Below are 18711 nucleotides of genomic sequence, written 5' to 3'. Positions count from 1 at the left end.
CGGGCGCTTTCACTTCCGGGGAGTGTGTCATGACAAAATCGAAACTGCTGCTGGCCGGCCTGCTTGCCGTCATGCTTGCGCCCGTTGCCGCCTTCGCCCAGGCGCTGCCCGATCTCGGTGGCAAGAAAGTGGTGGTGGTGACGGAAAACGCCTATCCGCCGCTACAGTTCATCGATGCCAAGACCGGAAAACAGATCGGCTGGGAATATGACGCGATGAACGAGATCGCCAAGCGGCTGAATTTCACCGTCGAGTACCAGAACACGTCCTGGGACGCGATGATCCAGGCGGTTTCCGACAACCAGTACAACATCGGCATGACCGGCATCACCATCAAGGACGACCGCAAGCAGAAGGTGGATTTCTCTGACCCCTATATGCGCTCGGAACAGTTCATGCTGGTGCGCGGCGACGAGAGCCGCTTCACCGACGCCAAGACCTTCGGCGCCTTCAAGGACGGGCTGATCGGCGCGCAGGCCGGCACGACGCCCTTCTACACCGCTGTCTACAGCGTGCTGGACGGCAATGAGCAGAACCCGCGCATAAAGCTGTTCGAGACGTTCGGTGCCACCGTGCAGGCGCTGAAGACTGGCGACGTCGATGTGGTGCTCACGGACGGCACTGCGGGCAAGGGCTATGTCGACGCTTCCGAGGGCAAGCTGAAGCTGATCGGCGGCCCGCTCGGCACCGAGGATTTCGGCTTCATCTTTCCCAAGGGCTCCGACCTGGTGAAGCCTGTCAACGCCGCGATCGCCGCGCTCAAGGCCGACGGCACGTTCGATGCGCTGAACAAGAAATGGTTTCTTGATTACAAGATGGGGCAGTAGTTCGTCTTGATGCGGGCGGTGCGCGTGCGGGAACTCGCGCTGAGTTTGCGCTTGAACGCCCCCCTCTGCCCTGCCGGGCATCTCCCCCTCAAGGGGGGAGATTGGCAGCTTGGCCTTCGTCCCACATGCAGCATCGATGAAGATTGGCGAAGGTCGATGAGACATCTGATCTCCCCCCTTGAGGGGGAGATGTCCGGCAGGACAGAGGGGGGCGCCTTGGCGCCTGCCTTACGCACTATGCACCTCGCCGGCCACGCCTGATGGCCCCCCCACCATCCTCCGTCAAACCTGAATTCCCCTGGTGGCTGGCCGCCGCCCTTGTCCTTGCCTTGGCCGCCGCGCTCGCCATCGCCGCCAGCGATCTTTATGCCCAGGTCTTCGCCACTGTCGCCAAGGGCATCGGCGTCACCGTCTTCGTCACCATTGTCGCCTTCGCGCTGGCCTCGATCATCGGCCTCGGCATCGCGCTGATGGGATTGTCGGGTTCGCAGTGGCTGCGGCAGATCGCGCGTTTCTATGTCGAGATCATCCGTGGCGTACCGATCCTGGTGCTTTTGTTCTGGATCGCGTTTGCCGGCGCACCGGCTTTCGTCGCAGCCTGGAACGCGCTGACCGCGCCGCTGCAGAGCACCGGCTATCTCGGCGAGTTGCAGGTGCGCGACGTCTCGCTCTTGTGGCGCGCCGTCATGGCGCTGACCATCGGCTATTCCGCCTTCATCTCCGAAGTGTTCCGGGCCGGCATCCAGGCGGTCGAGAAGGGCCAGATCGAAGCGGCCAAGGCGCTCGGGCTCACGCGGGCGCAACGTTTCCGGCTCATCGTCTTTCCGCAGGCGATCCGTACCATCCTGCCGCCGCTCGGCAATGACTTCGTCGCCCTGGTCAAGGATTCCTCGCTGGTCTCGGTGCTCGGTGTCGCCGACATCACGCAGATGGGCAAGGTCTATGCCGCCGGTTCCTTCCGCTTCTTCGAGACCTATTCGATAACAGCCTACATCTATCTTATCCTGACCGTCGGCTTGTCTTTGGCGCTCCGGGCGCTGGAACGGCGGTTGCGCCGCCAGCATCAGGAATAGTGTTTCGGCAAGGACGGCGTTACGCTCCGGTTGCGCACTGGAGGAGGAGCATGCCCATGAACGTCGACAAGGCCAATGCTGCGCTGGATTCGGTCTATACGGCCGATACGCCCGAAACCCTGGCGCAGGCCTATGCCGCATGGGCCGCGACTTATGACAGCGAGACCGCCTCGCTCGGTTATCTCCTGCCGTTCCTCATCACCGCCTGGGTGGCGCGCCACGTGCCTGCGGGCGAAGGGCCGCTGCTCGACGCCGGCTGCGGCACTGGCCTGTCCGGGCCGTCGCTGAAGGCGCTGGGCTACGGCGATATCGCCGGGCTCGACCTGTCGGACGACATGCTGAAGATCGCCGGCAGCCGCAACGCCTATGGCGAGCTGAAGCAGGCAATGCTGGGCGGCCCGCTGCCCTGGCCCGACGGCCATTTCCGCGCCTTCTTCTCGACCGGCGTGTTCACCATCAGCCATGCGCCGGCTTCCGGCCTGCACGAACTGGTGCGCATCACGAAGAAAGGCGGCCACGCCATCTTCACCGTGCGCGACCAGGTGTTCGAGAGCGGTGGTTTCCAGGCCGTCTTCGACGAGCTGGAACGCACGGGAAAATGGCGGCTGATGGAGCAAAGCCCGTGGTTCCGCTGCTATGCGATTGCCGAGCCGGATGCGCTGGTGAAGACGTTTGTCTTCGAGGTGCTTTGAACCGCGGGTCCGCCAAGCTTGGTGCGCATCCCCCGGAGGCGTGGACGCGAGGACGAGGAACCCAGGTCCCGCGCAGCCACCGCCAATTGCCGAAAAGCCAAAACATTGCTATCTACCCCGCCATGGAAGAGCTTTTTGGCGATCCGGCCTACAAGGGGTTCGTGCTGCAGGACAGAAAACGCCTGCCGTCGCGCTTCTCCGCGCGCGTCTGTGGCGCGCCGACCAGCCGACTTACGCGGGCCGACTGATCAACTCGTTTCGCCTGACATCTCGGCGTCTGCCCTTCCCTTTCTCATATCGACGGATTTACGCACATGAGCGCACCGCGCACCCTCTATGACAAGATTTTCGACGACCACGTCGTCGACCGCCAGGACGACGGCACCTGCCTGCTCTATATCGACCGCCACCTTGTCCATGAGGTGACCAGCCCGCAGGCCTTCGAGGGCCTGCGCATGAGTGGCCGCAAAGTCCGTCATCCCGAAAAGACGCTGGCCGTGGTCGACCACAACGTCTCGACCTCGCCCGAGCGCAAGTTCGGCATCAAGAACGAGGAAAGCCGCATCCAGGTCGAGGCTCTGGCCAAGAACGCCAAGGATTTCGGCGTCGAATATTATTCCGAGAATGACATCCGCCAGGGCATCGTCCACATCATCGGGCCGGAGCAGGGTTTCACCTTGCCCGGCATGACCATCGTCTGCGGCGACAGCCACACCTCCACCCACGGCGCCTTCGGCGCGCTGGCGCACGGCATCGGCACGTCGGAGGTCGAGCACGTGCTGGCGACGCAGACGCTGATCCAGCGTAAGGCCAAGAACATGCTGGTGCGCGTCGACGGCCAGTTGCCGGAAGGCGTCACCGCCAAGGACATTATCCTCGCCATCATCGGGGAGATCGGCACAGCCGGCGGCACCGGCTATGTCATCGAATATGCCGGCGAGGCGATCCGCTCGCTGTCGATGGAAGGCCGCATGACGATCTGCAACATGTCGATCGAGGGCGGCGCGCGCGCCGGCCTGATCGCACCTGACGAGACGACCTTCGCCTATGTCAAGGACAAGCCGCGCGCGCCCAAGGGCGCCGCCTGGGACGCCGCGCTCGCCTACTGGAAGACACTGCAATCCGACGAAGGCGCGCATTTCGACAAGGTGATCGTGCTCGATGCGGCCAAACTGCCGCCGATCGTCTCCTGGGGCTCTTCCCCGGAGGATGTTGTCTCGGTGCAAGGGATTGTGCCGAACCCGGAAGACATCACCGACGAAAACAAGCGCACCTCAAAGCAGCGCGCGCTCGACTATATGGGCCTGACGCCGGGAACGAAGATCACCGACATCGCCCTCGACCGTGTCTTCATCGGCTCCTGCACCAACGGCCGCATCGAGGATCTGCGCGCCGCCGCCAAGGTGGTCGAGGGCCGAAAAGTCAATCCGCGCGTCAACGCCATGATCGTGCCGGGCTCCGGCCTGGTCAAGGAACAGGCCGAGGCCGAAGGGCTGGACAAGATCTTCCTCGCCGCCGGCTTCGACTGGCGCGAGCCGGGCTGCTCGATGTGCCTTGCCATGAACGACGACCGGCTGAAGCCGCATGAGCGCTGCGCCTCGACCTCGAACCGCAATTTCGAGGGCCGGCAGGGCTTCAAGGGGCGCACCCATCTGGTGTCGCCGGCCATGGCTGCGGCGGCGGCGATCGCCGGCCACTTCGTCGATATTCGCGACTGGAAGTAAATCGCGGCTGGTTCGATCGAAACGCAAGGGCCCGGATCGCGATGCGATTCGGGCCTTCTGCTTAAGCGTTCAGAGCATGTTTGGAGCTTCACCGGTCGTCGCGGCGGATGATCTCGTGGAACTGCTCGCGGCGCCCGGGTTCTTCGGCGGCGACCACCAGGGCCAGCCCGCGTTCATCGAAGAGTTTGAACCATTCGTCCCACTCGACCAGCTCATAACCTCCGGCATTGATCGGGCGCTCCGGCTGGTCTTCGTCCTCATAGGCGTGCTGGCCGAATACCAGCCGCAGCATCGCCTGCGTGCCGGCCTCGGGCGACACGTCGACAATGGCCGGAAAGCCGGCGCGTGAAGCGGCCCATGAACGGATTGCCTCGTGATCGGTCAGGGTGATTGTATCGGCCATTATCGGTTCCTCTTCTGCGCTGGACAAACGCAGGTCCGGCGCGCCGGTTCCACGTCACGCTCCGCACCAGCGTGACGCATATTCGCTTTCGCTTAACCGCTTGTTTGGGCTTGCAGCCTAAGGTCTTCCCCGACGTCAAGCGAGGGGAAGTCACGGTCCTTTGGACACCGGCCTGCTGATAGCGTTGCTAAACCCGACGATCGCGCTGGCCCTCGGCGCGGCGTTCCTCGTGCTTTGGTTCTATCAGCGCCACCGTCCCTATCTGGCCGTGCTGGCGGTAAGCTATTCGCTTGCGGCGGCCGGGTTCCTGTTCCAGCATTTCACGCTGCCCGTTGGCCTGGCACCGTCGAAGCTGCTCTCCAACCTATGCTTCTGCGTTGCCGGATCCTGCCTGGCCGGCGCGATCGTGGCGCGGCATGGCCGGCGAGTGCCCTATGCCGGGCTTTGCGTCTTGGCGAGCGGCGGCATGGCCGCCTTTTGCTGGTTCCTGTTCGTCCAGCCGGACCTGACATGGCGGGTCCTCGTCATCAATTTCGCGCTCGGCGGCATCAGCCTGGTGGCGGCCGCCGAATTGCGCAAGGTGCGTGGCAATGGCCCGACGGAAAATATCCTGTTCGTCCTGGCGTTGCTCGCGGGGCTGAATTTCTTCGTGCGCACGCTTGCCGTCATCGTCGCGCACGGGCCTTTCGCGACTTATGACGAGCTCTATACATCCTCCTATTGGACGACGGCGTTGCTGTCGCACGCGCTGCTGTCGCTGCTGATCGCGCTTTGCCTGTTCTCCGCCGCCGCGCTCGACGTGATGAAGGCGTTGAAGGTCGAAACCTACACAGATCCGCTGTCTCGCCTCCTCAACCGGCGCGGCTTCGAGCAACGGGCGGCACTGCTCTTGCAACGCTGCGCGGCGGCGAAATTGCCGGTGGCCCTTGTGCTGGCCGATCTCGACCACTTCAAGGCGCTCAACGACCTGCATGGGCATGCCGCGGGCGACCGGGTGATCGCCGACTTCGCCGCCAAGCTTCGCGCCGCCGCCGGTACGCGCGGTGAGGCCGGACGTATCGGCGGCGAGGAATTCGCGGTGCTCCTGCCCTTGACCGATCTTGCCGCCGCGCGGCTGCTCGCAGAGGCCGTGCGCGTGGCCTACTCGGCCGGCGGCGTCGACGGACTTCCGCCCGGCACCAAGGTCACCGCCAGTTTCGGCGTGGCGGCGCGCAGCGGCGACGAAGCTCTGGAGCCGTTGATGCGCCGCGCCGACGAGGCCCTCTACAAGGCCAAGAAGAACGGCCGCGACAGCGTGCGCCTGTCCTATGAGCGGCCGGAAACGCTGTTCGTGCCGGAGCCGCTCAAAGCCGGCTGAAGGCGATCGGCCCGACGCCTTCATCATCCAGGACCCGCGCCGCACCGCTTCGTTCCTTGCTTCGCCCTGAAGGGCGATGGCAACCATCCTTCGGCCAATGTCCGAGGCGTGCGCGAGCCTCGATATGACCTGACGTTAACTTCTTTTTCGCCCGTCGATGGTTTGCTGCCGTCAGGGGCTTGGGAAATCATGGGCGGCGCGGACTTCATCCTTGTCATCAATCTGTTCGTTGCCGGGCTGCTGGCGGCGGCCTTCATGGCGATTGCCGTCTATGGCATCGGACGCGTCTCGGCACGCTGGCTGGCGTTCGGCTATGTGCTGGGCATGGCCTATTTCGTCGTGGAATTCAGCATCCCCGCCTTCGACAATGCGCGGCTGGTGGTCGTCGCAGCCTTTGCCGTTTTCCTTGGCGCCACCATCGCCTTCAACGGCGGGCTTGCGCATAGATATGGCGTGACGCCGCCCTGGTCGGCGATGCTCCTGATCCTGGCCGTTGCGTCTGTCGCGGTCTATTTCGCCCAGGATCTGCCGCGCCAGTCCCTAGTCAGCAAGATGGCCTACCAACTGCCCTACGCCGTCATGCAGCTTACCGGGTTCGGCATTGTCTGGTCGTCCAGGCAAAGGCGTGACCGGCTCGATCGGATGCTGATGGCGGTGCTGGCGGCCAGCGCCATGCAGTTCGCCAGCAAGCCATTCATCGCCGATGCGCTTGGCGGCCGCGGCGCCGCCCCACAATCCTATCTGCAGACCAGCTATGCCCTGGTATCGCAATCGCTCGGCACCGTGTTCGGCGTGGCGCTGGCCTTGCTGGCGCTGGCCATACTGGTGCGCGACGTGCTCGCCGAGGCGACGTCGAAATCGGAAACGGACACGCTGTCGCGGCTCCTCAACCGCGGCGGCTTCGAGCATCACGCCGAGAGGGCGCTGGGGGAAGCGGCGCGCCGCGGCGTCCCAGTCGCGCTGGTCATCGCCGATCTCGACCACTTCAAGTCCATCAACGACAATTACGGCCATGCCTCGGGCGACCGGGTCATCGAGGCCTTTGCCCGCTTCCTGCGCGAGGCCGCGGCCGACCACCATGTCGCCGGTCGTATAGGCGGCGAGGAGTTCGCCATCATCCTGCCAGGCACCCACCTTGCCGCCGCGCGGCTGTTCGCCGAAGGCGCGCGCAGCGCCTTCGGGACGCTGCCCATCGACGGGCTCCCCGCCGACAATCGCTGCACGGCGAGCTTCGGCGTCGCCGAACTTCATGCCGGCGAGCATTTTTCCGACCTGATGCGACGTGCCGATGAAGCGCTCTATCAGGCGAAGGATGCCGGGCGCGACTGCGTACGCGTTTCCGCCGGGCCAGCCAGGCCAGAGGCCGTGGCGCTGTTCAGCGGCAGGGGCTGAGCTCGGGCATCTCGCCGTCGGAGAGGCCATACATATAACTGCGCCCCTTCACGAACACCGGCGGCCGATAGCAGTCGCCATAGCCCGACATCACGTCAGCCCCGTTCTCGTAGATCACCTTGGGCTGGCCGGCGCTGGTATAGTCGGACAGTTGCTTGGCGAGCTTGCCTTCACCGACGAGGATGCGCTTGTAGCCGGCGGCACTGTCGATGACGAGATTGCCGAAGGAATCGGCGTAGACCCGATCCTGGTGGCGTCCGTCCGCCAGCGCCGGCGCGGCGAAGCCGACGGCCAATACCGCCACTGTGAGCGCCGCAAGGCGCGATCTGCCCGAATTCGAACGCATGCCGTCCTCCATGTTGGAGACAAAGCCTCCTCGAATCGGAAATTAACCTTTTCTTAACCTTTTCTTAACCTTTGTTAAGAGGCTGGCGCGGTTCTCACCCATGTCTTGATAAACATGGTTAACGAGGCACATGACGCGATCGTGATCGACGGTCGCGAGGCGCTGGTGATGAAAGCGGGCTCGGCGCCACTGACCTGCACCCGCTGAGCCGAAGCCCGCGCCCGCCACATATATGCTGCACCGCAGCGAGAACGGGCCGGCTTGGCATCGTCGACGCCTAATCGATTGAAGCCCGGACCTGCCTTTTAATCAGACTAAATTACGTTTTCGAAACGGTTTTCTGGCTTTGACGCGGTGCAAAAAGAGCATTAGAAACCGGCTGTCCGAAGTCGCAACCGGAAGCGGCAATGCCGCATTTCCACCTGAGGCTCCAGGAACGCCGAACTGGGGGAGCCATGAGCAAATCACCAGCCACCCGCGAATTCGCCAGACGTGAACGGCCGCTTTCGCCGCACCTCAGCGTGTACCGGCCGCCGATCACCATGACGATGTCGATCATCCATCGCATCACCGGTGGCGCGCTCTATTTCGGCACGCTCCTGGCCGCGATATGGCTGATGGCGGCGGCGAGCTCGCAAGCCACTTTCGATTGGGTGAGCTGGGCCTTCGGAACCTGGCTCGGACGGCTGATCCTGTTCGGCTACACCTGGGCGCTCATGCACCACATGCTGGGCGGCGTGCGCCACCTGATCTGGGATACCGGCGCCGGTCTCGAAAAGCATACCGCCTCCAAGATCGCCTGGGCGACCCTGGCCGGCTCGGTCCTGCTCACGGTGCTGATCTGGATCGCCGGCTATATGGCGCGAGGAGCCTGACCATGAGCACTGGAAAGACCGACATGCGCACGCCGCTGGCGAAAGTCCGCGGCCTGGGCTCGGCCCGCGAAGGCACCGGGCATTTCTGGCGCCAGCGCCTCACGGCAATCGCCAACATCCCGCTGATCCTGTTCTTCACCGGGTTCCTGGTCGCGCTCAACGGCGCCGGTTATGCGGAGGTGCGGGCAGCGCTCGCCAACCCGCTCGTGGCGCTGATGATGGCCCTTGTGCTCATCTCGCCGCTTTATCACATGCGGATCGGCATGCAGGTGATCATCGAGGATTACGTGCATGGCGAAGGCATGAAGCTGGCGCTGATCGCCCTCAACACTTTCTTCACCGTAGCGGTCGGCGTGGCTTCGCTCTTCGCCCTGCTCAAACTGGCATTCGGAGGCTGACGTTTTGGCCAAGGACGCGAAAGAAGCCAATACGGCAGGCTATACCTATGTCGACCACAAATTCGACGTCGTGGTCGTCGGTGCCGGAGGTGCGGGACTGCGCGCTACGCTGGGCATGGCCGAACAGGGCCTGCGCACCGCCTGTATCACCAAGGTTTTCCCGACCCGCTCGCACACGGTGGCGGCGCAGGGCGGCATTGCCGCTTCGCTTTCCAACATGGGCCCGGACTCCTGGCAGTGGCACATGTACGACACCGTCAAGGGTTCGGACTGGCTGGGCGATGTCGACGCCATGGAATATCTGGTGCGTGAAGCGCCGGCCGCCGTCTACGAACTCGAGCACTACGGCGTGCCGTTCTCGCGCACGGAAGAGGGCAAGATCTACCAGCGGCCGTTCGGCGGCCACATGATGAATTACGGCGATGGCCCGCCCGTGCAGCGCACCTGCGCGGCCGCCGACCGCACCGGCCACGCCATCCTGCACACGCTCTACGGCCAGTCGCTGAAGAACAACGCGCAGTTCTTCATCGAGTATTTCGCGCTCGACCTGATCATGGAGCCGGACGGCACATGCACCGGCGTCGTCGCCTGGAACCTCGACGACGGCACCATCCACCGCTTCTCGGCCAAGATGGTTGTGCTGGCGACAGGCGGCTATGGCCGCGCCTATTTCTCGGCGACCTCGGCGCACACCTGCACCGGCGACGGCGGCGGCATGGCCGCGCGGGCGGGGTTCCCCTTACAGGACATGGAGTTCGTGCAGTTCCACCCGACCGGCATCTACGGCGCCGGCTGCCTGATCACCGAGGGCGCGCGCGGCGAGGGCGGCTATCTCGTCAACTCCGAGGGCGAGCGCTTCATGGAGCGCTACGCGCCGTCGGCCAAGGACCTCGCCTCGCGCGACGTCGTCTCGCGTTGCATGACGCTGGAAATCCGCGAGGGCCGCGGCGTCGGCAAGAACAAGGACCATATCTTCCTGCACCTCGACCATCTCGATCCGGCGGTGCTGCACGAGCGGCTGCCCGGCATCTCGGAATCGGCAAAGATCTTCGCCGGCGTCGACCTCACCAAGGAGCCGATTCCGGTGCTGCCGACGGTGCACTACAATATGGGCGGCGTGCCGACCAATTACTGGGGCGAGGTGCTCAACCCGACGATCCTTAATCCCGATCGGGTCTCGCCCGGCCTGATGGCGGTAGGCGAGGCCGGCTGCGCCTCGGTGCACGGCGCCAACCGGCTGGGATCGAACTCGCTGATCGACCTGGTCGTGTTCGGACGCGCGGCGGCGATCCGCGCTGGCCAGGTCATCGATCGCAAGTCGGCGATCCCGTCGCCCAACCAGGCCTCGGTCGACAAGATCATGGATCGCTTCGACCGGCTGCGCCACGCCAACGGCTCGACGCCGACGGCGGTTCTGCGCGAAAAGATGCAGCGTGCCATGCAGGAAGACGCGGCGGTGTTCCGCACGCAGGAATCGCTGGAGAACGGTTGCAAGCGCATTTCGCAGATCTGGGGCGAGCTCAAGGACATAAAGGTTTTCGATCGCTCGATGATCTGGAACTCCGACCTGGTGGAGACGCTGGAGCTGGAAAACCTGATGGCCAACGCCATCACCACGGTCTACGGCGCCGAGGCCCGCAAGGAGAGCCGTGGCGCGCACGCGCGGGAGGATTTCTCGGCCCGCGACGACGCCAACTGGCGCAAGCACACGCTCGCCCATCTGAGCGAGACCGGTGAGGTGACGCTCTCCTACCGTCCGGTGCACACCGAACCGCTGCTGGCCGAAAAGGACGGCGGCATCAGTCTCGCCAAGATCGCGCCCAAGGCCAGGGTGTATTGAAATGACGTCCAGCCGCGTCATCCGAAAGGACCTGAGGTAATGGTCGAACTCACGCTCCCCAAGAACTCGAAGATCCAGCAGGGCAAGACCTGGCCGAAGCCGGAAGGCGCGACCAATCTCAGGGAATACCGCATCTACCGCTGGTCGCCGGATGATGACGAGAACCCGCGCATGGACACCTATTTCGTCGACATGGACGATTGCGGGCCGATGGTGCTGGATGCGCTGCTCTGGATCAAGAACAAGATCGACCCGACGCTGACCTTGCGCCGCTCCTGCCGGGAAGGCATCTGCGGCTCCTGCGCCATGAATATCGACGGCTCCAACACGCTCGCCTGCACCAAGGGCTGCGACGACATATCGGGCGCCGTCAAGATCTACCCGCTGCCGCATATGCCCGTCATCAAGGACCTGGTGCCCGACCTCACCAATTTCTACGCCCAGCACGCCTCGATCGAACCGTGGCTGAAGACGGTCTCGCCGCAGCCCGCCAAGGAATGGCTGCAGAGCCATGAGGAGCGTGAGAAGCTCGACGGGCTCTACGAATGCATATTGTGCGCCTGCTGCTCGACCTCTTGCCCGAGCTATTGGTGGAACGGCGACCGTTATCTCGGCCCGGCAACCCTGCTGCAGGCGTATCGCTGGCTGATCGACAGCCGCGACGAGGCCACGGGCGAGCGGCTGGACAATCTCGAGGACCCCTTCCGGCTCTATCGCTGCCACACCATCATGAACTGCGCGCAGACCTGCCCCAAGGGCTTGAATCCGGCCAAGGCGATCGCGGAAATCAAGAAGATGATGGTGGAGAGAAGGGTTTAGGCGCTCGCTCGCGGCAATCTTGAACGCAGCGATCCTTCGCGCCCCCTTTCTCCGGCAGGACAAAAGGGGCGCTGTCTTGCCAGCTTCAAAAAGGATTGCAATCCAATGACGGACCTCCCCATCCTGTCTCCTCCCGAAGCGCGTGTGCTCGGCTGCCTCATCGAGAAGAAGGAGCTGACGCCGGACGTCTATCCGTTGACCCTCAACGCAGCGCTTGCCGCCGCCAACCAGAAGACGGCGCGCGAGCCCGTCATGGCGCTGGAGCAGACAGAGGTGCACCGGGCGCTAAAGCTGCTCGAGCAGAAGGGGCTGGTGCGGCAGATGTTCGGCTCCCGCGTCGAGCGCTACGAGCACCAGATGGCGCAGCGCTTCTCGCTGACCACGCCTCAGACCGCCTTGGTCGGTCTGCTTTTGCTGCGCGGGCCGCAGACGGCGCATGAATTGTTGGCACGCAGCGAGCGCATGGCAAGGTTTTCATCGATCGAGGATTTGCGCGGTGAACTCGATATGCTGATCGGCCGTCGACCGCCGCTCGTTCAGGAAATCCCGCGCGGTCCAGGCCAACGCGAGGACCGCTATGTGCATCTCCTCGCCGGGCCGGTTGACGTTGCCGCCCTGTCGGCGCAGCGCACTGCATCGGCCGTGCCCGCTTCCGACCTCGAAGCGAGAGTGGAGGCGCTGGAGCAGGAAGTCGCAGCCCTTCGCGCCCGGCTCGACGCGCTGGGCGCCTGAGCGGTCGGGCGTGTCCGGCGCGACCATGCGCGCCGGGATGCCGTGGTCTCAGCCGAGCCTGGCGTCGAGCGATACGTTGATGGCGCCCAGCGCTTTGGAAACAGGGCATTCGGCCTTGGCCTTCTCGGCCAATTCCTTGAACTTCGCCGCGTCGATGCCGGGCACCTTGCCGACAAGGGTGATCGCGCTGCCCGTGATGCCGGTGCCGGGAACCAGCGTCACCACGGCCTTGGCGTCGAGCTCGGCCGCCGGGGTGCCGTTCTCGGCTAGGAAATGCGACAGCTGCATGGCGTAGCAGCCGGCGTGCGCGGCCGCGATCAGCTCTTCCGGATTGGTGCCGGATTTGCCGCTCTCGTCCTCGAAGCGTGCCTTGAACGAATAGGGCGTGCCGTTCAGGGTCCCGCTCTGGCTGTCGAGCGTGCCTTTGCCGTCCTTCAGATTGCCCTTCCAGACGGCGGTTGCGGTGCGGTCCATGAATTCCTCCTTGGTTGTCGTGAACTTGTCCAGGTGAGCCCAGCGTCCGGCCAACTATAACGCGGGCATGCGCGAAGACCACTGCGCTGTTTGGACCACGGCGTGATGACGGTTCATTCCTTTCGAAAAAAAACCGCGTGCAAAAATGTCGGCTTCCATTCGGCCCGGCCGTCCTGCGGGCGACCACGGGATTGTGGCCGGATGGAGGTTCACATGGACAATCTGTTTTTCGCAATATGGAAGACCCCGGGCCGCAAGGCTCAACGACGGCAGGACTTCTGGCTGGAGCCACCGCCGTCCGGTGTCCGCAGGCTGCTGGCGGCTGTCGCCATCATCGCGGTCGCGGCATGCCTTCTCGACCATGCGGCAGCGGTCGAAGGCAAGGCTGACACGCTCGTCACCGCATCCTATGATTCATCGCAGCAAGGGAGCGCGAAATGAAATATGTCTGCCTGGTCTATGGTGAGGAGAAAGACCTCTACGCGCTCACCCCGGAAGGATCGGCCAAGCTCGACGCCGATTCGCTGGCCTATGACCGGTCCTTGGACCAACAAGGCAAGCTCATCGTCGCGCAGGCGCTGCAATCGGTGAAGACCTCGAAAACCGTGCGCCGTCGCAAGGGCAAGCGGCTGGTCACCGACGGCCCGTTCGCCGAAACCAAGGAGCAGTTGCTCGGCTTCGTCATGATCGAGGCGAAGGACCTCCAGGAGGCACTGGACATCGCCGGCGGCATTCCGCTGGCCGAACTCGGCACGATCGAGGTCCGGGCGATCTATGACGTGCCCGGGTCATAAGCGGCGCGGCGGGTCAGATCGCCTCGCCCTTCAAAAGGCGCGGCGTGCCGGCTGAAAGCCCCGACGCCTGGCGGATGAAGAATTCCTTCAGCCGTGGCATGCGCTCGACCAGGCCGAGGCCGATGTCGCGCATCGCGCGCAGCGGGCCGATATCGTTGGAAAACAGCCGGTTCAGCACATCTGTCGTGACGCCCATCTGCACCGTGTCGAAACGACGCCATTGCTGGTAGCGCTCGAGCACGTCGAGCGCGCCGATATCCTGGCCCAGCCGGTCGGCCTCGACGATCACCTCGGCCAGGGCGGCGACATCCTTGAAGCCGAGATTGAGGCCCTGGCCGGCGATCGGGTGGATGCCGTGGGCGGCATCGCCGGCAAGCGCCACGCGCGGCGCGACGAAGGCGCGCGCGATGGTAAGACCCAGCGGCCAGGCGCGCGGCTTATCGGCGACGCGGATCTCGCCAAGCTTGAGGCCGAAACGCTGTTCCAGCTCATGCTCGAAGAGGAGGTCGTCGCCGGCGACCAGCGTCTGAGCATCTTCCGACCGCTCGACCCAGACGATCGACGAGCGGTTGGAGCCGTCCTCGCCCGGCTTCAGCGGCAGCGTGGCGAAGGGGCCGGCGGGCAGGAAATGCTCTTCGGCACGGCCGTTGTGGGGCCGTTCATGTGCCACGGTGCAGACGATGCCGGACTGGCCGTATTCCCACTTCACCGTCTTGATGCCGGCCATGTCACGCAGCTTCGAATTGACGCCGTCGGCGGCGACCAGCAGCCTCGCCTTCAGCGTCGCGCCGTCGGCCAAATGCACGGTGATGCCTGCACCATTGGTTTCGAACCCTTGCACGGCAACGCCTTCGATGATGTCGACGCCGAGCTTTTCGGCGCTGCGGCGCAAGGCGCCGTTCAGCACCCGGTTGGCCACCATATGTGCGAAGGGCTCGCCCGGCGCCACCTCGCCGTCGAAAGTGAGGAAGACCGGGCGCACAGGATCGGCGGCACGCGAATCGGTGATGATCATCTCGGTGATTGCCTGCGCTTCCGGCGCGATCTCGGCCCAGACGCCGAGCCGCTCGAGCATGCGGCAGGCGGCCGCCGCAATGGCCGAGGCGCGCCCGTCCCTTTGCCAGGAGCCGGCGGGTGCGGCATCGACCAGGGCCACGGCAAGCTCCGGTTGCGCCTGTTTCAGCGACACGGCGGCAGCCAGGCCGACATAGCCGGCGCCGGCGACCAGAACATCGAGCCCGGACCTGGTTTTCGCCTCTGCCTTGCCTTCCATGGTCTTCGCTCCTTGCAAGCCAGCCTGCCATCCGCCCTTGACGGCCCGTCCTTCCTGTCGGAAACCCGCCGAGGAAATCTTGAGGCGAGGTCACGACACATGACGGCGGCCATGGACGAGCTTCTGCGCATTCTCGACCTCGAGAGGCTGGAACACAATCTGTATCGTGGTCGCAGCCCCCAGGTGGAGTGGCAGCGCGTGTTCGGCGGCCAGACCATCGCCCAGGCGCTGGTGGCGGCGCAGCGGACCGTCGAGCCCGACCGCTACGTGCATTCGCTGCACGGCTATTTTATGCGGCCGGGCGACATCAAGGTGCCGATCATCTACGAGGTCGACCGCATCCGCGACGGCGGCTCCTTCACCACCCGCCGGGTGCTGGCGATCCAGCACGGGAACGCGATCTTCTCGCTGGAAGCCTCGTTCCAGGTCGATGAGAAGGGGCTGGAGCACCAGTTCGCTTTGCCCGACGACGTGCCGCCGCCGGAAGGGCTGAAGACGCAGCGCCAACTGCTCGAAAAGGCCGACCGGGTGCCGGAAGCGGTGCGACGCTTCTGGGCGCGCGAGCGACCGCTGGAGCTCAGGCCGGTCAATCTCCAGCACTATGAAAGCCGTGACAAGCTGCCGCCCCGGCAGAATGTCTGGATCCGCCTCGCCGGTCCCGTCCCAGACGACCGCGCGCTGCAATCGGTGTTGCTCGCCTACCTTTCCGACATGACGCTGCTCGACACCTCGACCTTCGCGCATGGGCGCGGGCTGTTCGATCCCGACATCCAGGCGGCCAGCCTCGACCATTCGATGTGGTTCCACCGCCCGCATTCGCTCGACGGCTGGCTGCTCTACGCGCAGGACAGCCCCTCGAGCTCGGGATCGCGCGGATTCAGCCGCGGCACGCTTTATGCCCGCGACGGCACGCTGATCGCCTCGATGGCCCAGGAAGGCTTGATCCGGCTCAAGCGTTGAGCAGTCCTTTCGACCAAAGCCTGCCAAATAGGCGTTTTCAGAAAATTGCTTAATTATTGAGCAGAAGCTGTGCCGCGCCCATCGGCACGGTGCGATTGCGGGCGCGTCAATTCCTTTGTTTACAACAGGTTAACACGCTGCTTCGGCAATTGGCACGGAGCTTGAATCCTCGTCGGCACTCTCCGGCTCCTCGGGATCGGTGAAGGTGTGCAAACGCGGGGGACCGCAACAGCAAAAGGGTGAAACCTTATGAAAATCGTGATGGCAATCATCAAGCCGTTCAAGCTCGACGAGGTACGCGAAGCGCTTACCGCCGTCGGCATCCAGGGCCTGACCGTCACCGAAGTCAAAGGCTACGGGCGTCAGAAGGGGCACACGGAAATCTATCGCGGGGCGGAATACGCGGTCAGTTTCCTGCCGAAGATCAAGATCGAGGTCGCGGTCAGCGCCGACATGGTCGACAAGGCCGTGGAGGCCATCACCGCAGCCGCCAAGACCGGCCAGATCGGCGACGGCAAGATCTTCGTTTTCGGCATCGACCAGGCGGTGCGCATCCGCACCGGCGAAACAGACACCGACGCGCTCTGAAGCGGCGAACACGTATTCCAATGGAGAGTTCAATGAATATTCCTTCCACCTTGAAGAAGACGGGACGCGCCGCCCTTTTTGGCTCGCTCGCTCTCGCAGCGTTGGGCAGCGTCGCCGCCTTCGCGCAGGAAGCGGCTCCGGCCGCGGCTGCCGCCGCCCCGGCCGCTCCCACCCCGGTGCTCGACACCGGCAACACCGCCTGGATGCTGACTTCGACGGCGCTGGTGCTGATGATGACCATCCCCGGCCTGGCGCTGTTCTACGGCGGCATGGTGCGCAAGAAGAACGTGCTTGCCACCGTCATGCAGAGCTTCGCCATCACCTGCCTGGTGACGGTGCTGTGGTTCATGTTCGGCTATTCGCTGGCCTTTTCCGACGGCGGCGGCATGAATGCCTATCTCGGCGGCTTCTCGAAGTTCTTCCATCACGGCATCACCACCTCGACGCTGTGGGCGCCGGGCGTGGCCAACATCCCTGAATTCGTCTTCTCGATGTTCCAGATGACCTTCGCCATCATCACCCCGGCCCTGATCGCCGGCGCCTTTGCCGAGCGCATGAAGTTCTCGGCCCTGCTGATCTTCATGGCGCTGTGGCTGCTGGTCGTCTATGCGCCGATCGCGCATTGGGTCTGGGGCGGCGGCTTCCTCGGCGCTGCCGGCGTGCTCGACTTCGCCGGCGGCACGGTCGTCCATATCAATGCCGGTGTCGCGGGTCTCGTCTGCGCCCTGGTCCTGGGCAAGCGCGAAGGCTACGGCACCACCAACATGGCGCCGCACAACCTGGTCTATTCCGTGATCGGCGCTTCGCTGCTGTGGGTCGGCTGGTTCGGCTTCAACGCCGGTTCGGAACTCGCCGCCGACGGCCTCGCCGGTGCCGCGATGCTCAACACCCAGGTTGCCACCGCGGCAGCGGCACTGGCCTGGATGTTCGCCGAATGGATCGTCGCCAAGAAGCCCTCGGTGCTCGGCATCATCTCCGGCGCCGTCGCCGGCCTTGTCGCGGTGACGCCGGCTTCCGGCTTCGTCAACCCGACGGGCGCCTTCATCGTCGGCATCGTCGCCGGCGTCGTCTGCTACATCTCGGCGGTCAAGGTAAAGCACATGTTCGGCTATGACGACTCGCTCGATGCCTTCGGTGTCCATGGCGTCGGCGGCGTGGTCGGCGCATTGCTGACCGGCGTGCTCGCCGACCCGGCAATCAACAGCCTCTCCTCGGGCGCGTCGATCGGCAAGCAGATCTACGGCATCGTCTTCACCATCCTGTGGACGGCAATCGCCACCTTCGTCATCCTCTACATCGTCAAGGCGCTCGTCGGCCTGCGTCCGTCGACCCAGGAAGAGGTCGAGGGTCTCGACATCAGCCAGCACGGCGAAGTGGTGCCGTAAGGCCTCTTTGCCATGGGACCGGCGGACCTCCTTCCGCCGGTCCCATCTCTTTCTGTAATCGCGTACGGAAAACCGCTGGACGTCTTCCGGAACTGTTTTGAAATCCCGTCGTGACGCTCCGCAAGGTGCTCACGCCTTGAGGCCCGGATCGCTCCGGGCCTCTTTTTTGAGTCCGTTTGATTGAACGAGCACAATCACGTTCGCGTGATTGAGATTTTCGAGGAAACATCGGGCATCTTGGCATCGAACTCCCGGGCACGACCACTGTTCGGCGGTCGTTTCAAACAATAGGGAAGGAAACTATCCAATGAACGTCAAGAATATCTGTCTCGGCGCGCTCGCTCTTTCCATCGTCAGCGGCATGGCATTTGCCGGGGCTCTCGACGAACCCGACAATATGGCCCCGTTCTTCACCGATTCCAGCATGAAAACCATGAAGCCGATGGCGGAATTCAAGACCGCTTTCATGGCCATGCCAATGGAAAAGCAGGATACGATGAAGAAGGAATGCCAGGACGCGGCGATGAGCAAGCCGCACGCCGAGTTCTGCGCCAATGTCCAGGCGCTCGGCGGAGCCAACTGAGACCGCAGCGGATCAGGCCCACCGAGCCTGGTCACCCTGCCGTTGCCGATGCAGAAATGGCGGGCCGTGAGGCTCGCCATTGTTATTTGCGGCGGGCGGCTGGGGCCCTTGCCATGGTTAATGCGGCCTTAACCTTCCCACGCATAGTCTGGCAGCCAAATCTGCCGAAGTGCGTC

At 64.2% G+C, this 18711-nt stretch carries 21 protein-coding genes; 17 read left to right on the top strand and 4 right to left on the bottom strand.

All coding sequences use genetic code 11. The annotated features are described in order from the left end of the window. The first annotated feature begins 29 nt into the window (after positions 1–29). The 4 genes from FJ443_RS03385 (at position 30) to leuC (ending at position 4316) form a co-directional block, all read left to right on the top strand. On the top strand, positions 30–827 hold the full coding sequence (locus FJ443_RS03385; protein ID WP_140492740.1) for a transporter substrate-binding domain-containing protein: 798 nt from the start codon (positions 30–32) through the stop codon (positions 825–827). 260 nt (positions 828–1087) lie between these two features. Beyond that, positions 1088–1900 carry an amino acid ABC transporter permease gene (locus tag FJ443_RS03375; RefSeq protein ID WP_140492737.1) on the top strand — a complete coding sequence of 271 codons (813 nt, stop codon included), beginning with the start codon at positions 1088–1090 and terminating at the stop codon, positions 1898–1900. 56 nt (positions 1901–1956) lie between these two features. Beyond that, complete coding sequence (locus tag FJ443_RS03370) at positions 1957–2592, top strand: class I SAM-dependent methyltransferase (protein ID WP_140524674.1); 636 nt, start codon at positions 1957–1959, stop codon at positions 2590–2592. Between the two features lie 314 nt (positions 2593–2906). After that, complete coding sequence (gene leuC / locus FJ443_RS03360; RefSeq protein WP_140518096.1) at positions 2907–4316, top strand: 3-isopropylmalate dehydratase large subunit; 1410 nt, start codon at positions 2907–2909, stop codon at positions 4314–4316. A gap of 88 nt (positions 4317–4404) precedes the next feature. Here the strand turns inward: leuC and FJ443_RS03355 are convergent, their stop codons facing one another. Continuing rightward, positions 4405–4719, bottom strand: coding sequence for a hypothetical protein (locus FJ443_RS03355; protein ID WP_140492726.1), 315 nt, complete (start codon positions 4717–4719; stop codon positions 4405–4407). Positions 4720–4879: 160 nt separating this feature from the next. On the opposite strand from FJ443_RS03355, the gene FJ443_RS03350 reads away from it, so the two are divergent. Both FJ443_RS03350 and FJ443_RS03345 read left to right on the top strand, forming a co-directional pair. Next, on the top strand, positions 4880–6076 hold the full coding sequence (locus FJ443_RS03350) for a GGDEF domain-containing protein (RefSeq protein ID WP_140662750.1): 1197 nt from the start codon (positions 4880–4882) through the stop codon (positions 6074–6076). A gap of 189 nt (positions 6077–6265) precedes the next feature. After that, on the top strand, positions 6266–7468 hold the full coding sequence (locus FJ443_RS03345; RefSeq protein WP_140492718.1) for a GGDEF domain-containing protein: 1203 nt from the start codon (positions 6266–6268) through the stop codon (positions 7466–7468). On the opposite strand, the gene FJ443_RS03340 is transcribed toward FJ443_RS03345, so the two are convergent. Beyond that, a complete protein-coding gene (locus FJ443_RS03340; protein ID WP_140492715.1) occupies positions 7452–7814 on the bottom strand; it encodes a hypothetical protein in 363 nt (120 codons plus the stop codon). The two genes, FJ443_RS03345 and FJ443_RS03340, sit on opposite strands and share 17 nt — an antisense overlap. Before the next feature lie 455 nt (positions 7815–8269). Between FJ443_RS03340 and sdhC the strand changes: the two genes are divergently transcribed. The 5 genes from sdhC (at position 8270) to FJ443_RS03315 (ending at position 12478) form a co-directional block, all read left to right on the top strand. Beyond that, positions 8270–8689 (top strand): succinate dehydrogenase, cytochrome b556 subunit, encoded by a 420-nt coding sequence (gene sdhC, locus FJ443_RS03335; protein WP_140554842.1) that lies wholly within the window; start codon positions 8270–8272, stop codon positions 8687–8689. Positions 8690–8691: 2 nt separating this feature from the next. Then, a complete protein-coding gene (sdhD, locus tag FJ443_RS03330) occupies positions 8692–9087 on the top strand; it encodes a succinate dehydrogenase, hydrophobic membrane anchor protein (RefSeq protein WP_140518101.1) in 396 nt (131 codons plus the stop codon). 4 nt (positions 9088–9091) lie between these two features. Then, positions 9092–10927 (top strand): succinate dehydrogenase flavoprotein subunit, encoded by a 1836-nt coding sequence (gene sdhA / locus FJ443_RS03325; protein ID WP_140518102.1) that lies wholly within the window; start codon positions 9092–9094, stop codon positions 10925–10927. 39 nt (positions 10928–10966) lie between these two features. After that, positions 10967–11746 (top strand): succinate dehydrogenase iron-sulfur subunit, encoded by a 780-nt coding sequence (locus tag FJ443_RS03320; protein WP_140518103.1) that lies wholly within the window; start codon positions 10967–10969, stop codon positions 11744–11746. 105 nt (positions 11747–11851) lie between these two features. Next, positions 11852–12478, top strand: a complete 627-nt coding sequence (locus tag FJ443_RS03315) for a DUF480 domain-containing protein (protein ID WP_140559263.1) — start codon at positions 11852–11854, stop codon at positions 12476–12478. A 48-nt stretch (positions 12479–12526) separates the two neighbouring features. Here the strand turns inward: FJ443_RS03315 and FJ443_RS03310 are convergent, their stop codons facing one another. Further along, complete coding sequence (locus tag FJ443_RS03310; RefSeq protein ID WP_140492697.1) at positions 12527–12952, bottom strand: OsmC family protein; 426 nt, start codon at positions 12950–12952, stop codon at positions 12527–12529. Between the two features lie 213 nt (positions 12953–13165). On the opposite strand from FJ443_RS03310, the gene FJ443_RS03305 reads away from it, so the two are divergent. Then, positions 13166–13393, top strand: a complete 228-nt coding sequence (locus tag FJ443_RS03305) for a hypothetical protein (RefSeq protein ID WP_140554839.1) — start codon at positions 13166–13168, stop codon at positions 13391–13393. Next, positions 13390–13746, top strand: coding sequence for a YciI family protein (locus tag FJ443_RS03300; RefSeq protein ID WP_140492691.1), 357 nt, complete (start codon positions 13390–13392; stop codon positions 13744–13746). The genes FJ443_RS03305 and FJ443_RS03300 overlap by 4 nt, the downstream gene beginning before the upstream one ends. A gap of 13 nt (positions 13747–13759) precedes the next feature. Here the strand turns inward: FJ443_RS03300 and FJ443_RS03295 are convergent, their stop codons facing one another. After that, positions 13760–15019, bottom strand: coding sequence for a ubiquinone biosynthesis hydroxylase (locus FJ443_RS03295; protein ID WP_140662748.1), 1260 nt, complete (start codon positions 15017–15019; stop codon positions 13760–13762). 99 nt (positions 15020–15118) lie between these two features. Here FJ443_RS03295 and tesB point away from each other — a divergent pair, with 99 nt between their 5' ends. The 4 genes from tesB to FJ443_RS03275 all read left to right on the top strand — a co-directional run bounded on the left by tesB (position 15119) and on the right by FJ443_RS03275 (position 18535). Beyond that, positions 15119–15979 (top strand): acyl-CoA thioesterase II, encoded by an 861-nt coding sequence (tesB, locus tag FJ443_RS03290; RefSeq protein WP_140524665.1) that lies wholly within the window; start codon positions 15119–15121, stop codon positions 15977–15979. A 249-nt stretch (positions 15980–16228) separates the two neighbouring features. Continuing rightward, positions 16229–16567: a P-II family nitrogen regulator gene (locus FJ443_RS03285; RefSeq protein WP_013528889.1), complete on the top strand. Its 339-nt coding sequence runs from the start codon at positions 16229–16231 to the stop codon at positions 16565–16567. Positions 16568–16599: 32 nt separating this feature from the next. Then, positions 16600–17952, top strand: a complete 1353-nt coding sequence (locus tag FJ443_RS03280) for an ammonium transporter (RefSeq protein ID WP_140662745.1) — start codon at positions 16600–16602, stop codon at positions 17950–17952. 307 nt (positions 17953–18259) lie between these two features. After that, the gene (locus FJ443_RS03275) at positions 18260–18535 is read left to right on the top strand and encodes a hypothetical protein (RefSeq protein WP_140662743.1); all 276 of its coding nucleotides are present in this window, start codon (positions 18260–18262) and stop codon (positions 18533–18535) included. Positions 18536–18711 lie beyond the last annotated feature (176 nt).

Origin of the sequence: Mesorhizobium sp. B2-6-1 (assembly GCF_006440475.1) — a bacterium.
Taxonomy (GTDB): domain Bacteria; phylum Pseudomonadota; class Alphaproteobacteria; order Rhizobiales; family Rhizobiaceae; genus Mesorhizobium.
The sequence above is the reverse complement of the archived record's forward strand: the minus strand, read 5'-3'. Positions and strand labels throughout refer to the sequence as shown.